The following is a 3,854-nucleotide window of genomic DNA, read 5'->3' on the forward strand; positions in this document are numbered from 1 at the left end:
CATTATAATCAATTTCTTGAATCATATCGCCATATAAACCTTGCTTGCTTTTACCTCTAAATGCTGCTGATGCATTAATTGGAACATGTGGCATTGGGTGTGGAATATAGGCGAAGAATGGTTTCTGTTTGTTGCGGCGAATAAAATTTATTGCTTCGTCGGTAAATTTGCTGGTTAGTAGCGCTTGATCTTCTAAAGTGCGAATGGTGTCGATTGGGGCATTGTTTCGGATCAATGGAAGAGGTGGGAAACGATGTTTGTTTGTCCCAGCTAAGGCTGGTGCACCATCATAATTTACAGGCCACATATCGTTTGAATATGGGATACCTAAATATTCATCAAAACCATGATTGAGTGGTAAAAACTCTTTAGCGTCTCCCAAATGCCATTTTCCGAATATTCCGGTGGCATAATTTTTCTGTTTTAAGAGCTCTGCAATAGTTGTTTCATCTTTTGCCAAACCTATTGGAGAGGCTGGGAATAAAGCCCCTGTTATTCCGATTCTGTTAGAATAACATCCAGTTAAAATTGCCGCACGCGAAGCGCTACACACAGCCTGAGCAGATAAAAAATTAGTAAAACGAATACCCTCAGAAGCTAAGCGGTCGATATTTGGGGTATTGATATCGAGGGCACCATAAGATGATAAATCGCCATAGCCCATATCATCCATGAAGATTAAAATGATATTCGGACTTTCAGATGCGGTGTTTTTTATAGGAGTGTTGGATTGATGAAGAGTCAGTAAAAGCAATCCGATTACTAGAATTTTTATTTTTTTGATCATGAGATGATGATATTTATTAGGCTCAAGATAAAATTTTAATAGGATAAATAAAAAGAATTGGCTTTTACTTTCTTCATTTTTCAAAAAATAATATGGTTAATTCCAATTTTTTATCCCAATCTTTGTATTAATTGATGAAAAAGCTTGTAATCACCATATTAGCTATTTTTTACCTGGGTGTTTCATCCGGGGCAACCGTGCATTTTCATCATTGCGTGGGAGAGCTAGTGGAATGGGGGTTTTCCGATAATAGTTTAGATGAAGATGGCAAATGCACGAGTTGTGGCATGAAGCAAGGAAACTCTGAACTATGTTGTAAAAGTCAAAAACAGGAACTAAAACTAAAGGAAGGCTGTAAAGCTCCTTTGAGTGTTTTTCAAATTCAGGCTTTCATCTTAGTTCCACAATCTTATATTGATTTTTCAATTTTAGCGATTCCCAAAGCTAATCAGCAAGATTTAACACTTTTTTCTGTCCCCAAATGGGGCAAAACCCCCACATTTATTCGGAATTGTAATTTCCGTATTTGATTCTTTTTCTCTGGACATTTCACTGTCCTAAATTTTTCTTTTTTTAAAATTTAATAAACATCAACCATAGCATTTTTTATGCTAATTGATTTATAATCAGATGTTTATATAAATTTTATCTATTTTTTAATCATAAATTTTAAACATGAAAAATTTATTCAATACTGGCTGTATTTTACTCGTTTTATTTTTCGCATCATGCACAAGCTCAGAAAAGCCTATTCAGGCGAGTGAAGACACGGTAACGCATACCAAATCAGATGCAATTTATACTTGTCCGATGCATCCGGAAGTCCTAAGTGATAAACCTGGAAGCTGTCCAGATTGTAAAATGGATCTTGTCGTAAAATCAGATGAAACTTCAATAAGTGATTCTACAGGTCAAGCACACCAAGAAGAACACCAACACTAAGCACGATGGTTGAGAAAATTATTTCATTTTCACTGCGTAACCGCTTCATTGTACTGCTTTTTGCAGCGGCAATTTTCACGTGGGGCATTTTCTCTGTGAAATCAAGTAAGATTGATGCAATTCCGGATTTGTCTGAAAATCAGGTTATTGTATTTACTGAATGGATGGGTAGGAGTCCTCAAATTATTGAAGATCAAATTACCTATCCCTTGGTTACGAATCTTCAGGGTTTACCTAAAGTTAAATATGTTCGTGCAAATTCCATGTTTGGGATGAGCTTCTTTTACATCATTTTTGAAGATAATGTAGATGTGTATTGGGCTCGTGCTAGAGTGCTTGAGCGACTCAATACGTTAGGAAATAGCCTTCCTGAGGGTGTGAGTCCGACGATTGGCCCCGATGGCACCGGAGTAGGCCATGTGCTTTGGTACACGCTAGATGCTCCTGGCATGGATTTGGGTGAGCAGCGTGCTGTGCAGGACTGGTACATTAAATTTGCCCTTCAAAATGTGCCTGGGGTAAGTGAAATCGCTTCTTTTGGTGGCTTTCAAAAGCAGTATCAAATTAGCATTGATCCAGATAAGTTAAGTTATTATAAATTGACTATTCAGGATGTGATGCGGGCTGTAAAAAGCAATAATAACGAGGCTGGAGGTCGAAAATTTGAGATGAGTGGTATTGCCTACATTATTAAAACTACTGGTTATTTAAAATCGATTGAGGAGATTGGCAATCTTACAATTCGAACAAAAAATTCGATTCCAGTAAAGGTACGTGATATTGGAACTGTTCAAATGGCAGGCGAAAGTCGCTTGGGCATTTTCGACTATAATGGTGAGGGTGAAGCGGTTGGTGGCATTGTGGTTTTACGCTATGGTGAGAATGCCAATGAAGTAATCAAGCGAGTTAAAACGAAAATGGCTGAGGTTAGTAAGGGTCTTCCTGAGGGGATGAAATTTACCATTGTTTATGATCGTGGAGAGTTGATTGAAGAGTCTATTTCATCCATAAAAACAACCTTGATTGAGGAAATGATTGTTGTTTCACTAATTGTGCTGATTTTCCTTCTACACTGGCGAAGTGCAATCAGTATTATTATTCAAATTCCCATTACCATAGCAGCAAGTTTTATTGTGCTTAATGCTTTCGATATTTCATCGAATATCATGTCATTAACGGGTATTGCGCTTGCAATTGGTGTAATTGTGGATAATGGAATTATTATGGCTGAAAATTCATATAAAAACCTGGCTTCAAGGCAGGCCGAACTTAATGAGCAAAGAAAAGGAGGGAACTCACATGTGGTTTAATAAAAAAAGTTCTTCATCCGCTAAGGAAGATGATTATGTTAAGCTTTCTACTGAAGAGAGGCTGAGCATTATAGAAAAAGCTTGCAAACAGGTCTCAAGAGGGGTATTTTACTCCACCATCATCATTATAGCTTCATTTTTACCTGTTTTTTTATTAACTGGCCAGGAAGGGAAACTATTTCACCCTTTAGCTTATACCAAGACATTTATTTTGGTAATTGATGCTATTTTGGTTCTTACTTTGGCGCCAGTCATAATTTCATTTTTCATGAAGGGGCGTTTCCGTCAGGAGCATGAAAACCCGATTAATAGAGGTATGGAGCGTGTTTACCTGCCTATAATTCGTGCATGTATTGGCAATAGGAAAACTACTTTAGGAATTAATATTCTGGCCTTAATAGTAAGTGTACCCATGCTGATGAGCCTAGGTAGAGAATTTATGCCTCCATTGGATGAGCAGTCAGTACTTTTTATGCCTGTTACTTTACCGGATGTTTCTAATGGGGAAATTAAGCGAATTCTACAGGTACAAGATAAGCTTATAAAATCTGTCCCAGAGGTAGATCATGTACTTGGTAAGGCGGGTAGGGCAAGTACAGCGACAGACAATTCGCCAATTAGTATGATTGAAACGATCATTGCTTTAAAGCCTAAGAGTGAATGGCGTCCTGGCATCACTAAAAAAGATATTATCAATGAGTTGGATGCTAAACTTCAAATTCCAGGGGTGGTCAATGGATGGACACAACCGATCATTAATCGTATTAATATGCTTTCTACGGGAATTAGAACGGATGTTGGTTTAAAGGTCTATG

Annotated in this window: 5 protein-coding genes; 4 read left to right on the forward strand and 1 reads right to left on the reverse strand. The window is 37.5% G+C overall.

The genetic code is table 11. The features are described 5' to 3' along the window. The coding region (locus ACIQ0D_RS12040; RefSeq protein ID WP_395805952.1) for a sulfatase-like hydrolase/transferase at window positions 1-787 on the reverse strand (787 nt) is incomplete at its 3' end. Between the two features lie 134 nt (window positions 788-921). Between ACIQ0D_RS12040 and ACIQ0D_RS12045 the strand changes: the two genes are divergently transcribed. From ACIQ0D_RS12045 to ACIQ0D_RS12060, 4 genes are all read left to right on the forward strand, one after another. Then, window positions 922-1,317: an HYC_CC_PP family protein gene (locus tag ACIQ0D_RS12045; RefSeq protein ID WP_395805954.1), complete on the forward strand. Its 396-nt coding sequence runs from the start codon at window positions 922-924 to the stop codon at window positions 1,315-1,317. 145 nt (window positions 1,318-1,462) lie between these two features. Beyond that, the gene (locus tag ACIQ0D_RS12050) at window positions 1,463-1,729 is read left to right on the forward strand and encodes a heavy metal-binding domain-containing protein (protein ID WP_395805956.1); all 267 of its coding nucleotides are present in this window, start codon (window positions 1,463-1,465) and stop codon (window positions 1,727-1,729) included. Window positions 1,730-1,734: 5 nt separating this feature from the next. Continuing rightward, window positions 1,735-3,039 (forward strand): efflux RND transporter permease subunit, encoded by a 1,305-nt coding sequence (locus ACIQ0D_RS12055; protein WP_395805958.1) that lies wholly within the window; start codon window positions 1,735-1,737, stop codon window positions 3,037-3,039. Further along, the coding region (locus ACIQ0D_RS12060; protein ID WP_395805960.1) for an efflux RND transporter permease subunit at window positions 3,029-3,854 on the forward strand (826 nt) is incomplete at its 3' end. The genes ACIQ0D_RS12055 and ACIQ0D_RS12060, both read left to right, overlap by 11 nt.

It is taken from the genome of Daejeonella sp. (assembly GCF_044342615.1).
GTDB lineage: Bacteria > Bacteroidota > Bacteroidia > Sphingobacteriales > Sphingobacteriaceae > Daejeonella.

What these genes read in the sequence shown, in the direction of transcription:
- ACIQ0D_RS12050 (WP_395805956.1), top strand. Translation starts at nt 1,463, where the DNA reads ATGAAAAATTTATTCAATACTGGCTGTATTTTACTCGTTTTATTTTTC.
- ACIQ0D_RS12055 (WP_395805958.1), top strand. Translation starts at nt 1,735, where the DNA reads ATGGTTGAGAAAATTATTTCATTTTCACTGCGTAACCGCTTCATTGTA.
- ACIQ0D_RS12045 (WP_395805954.1), top strand. Translation starts at nt 922, where the DNA reads ATGAAAAAGCTTGTAATCACCATATTAGCTATTTTTTACCTGGGTGTT.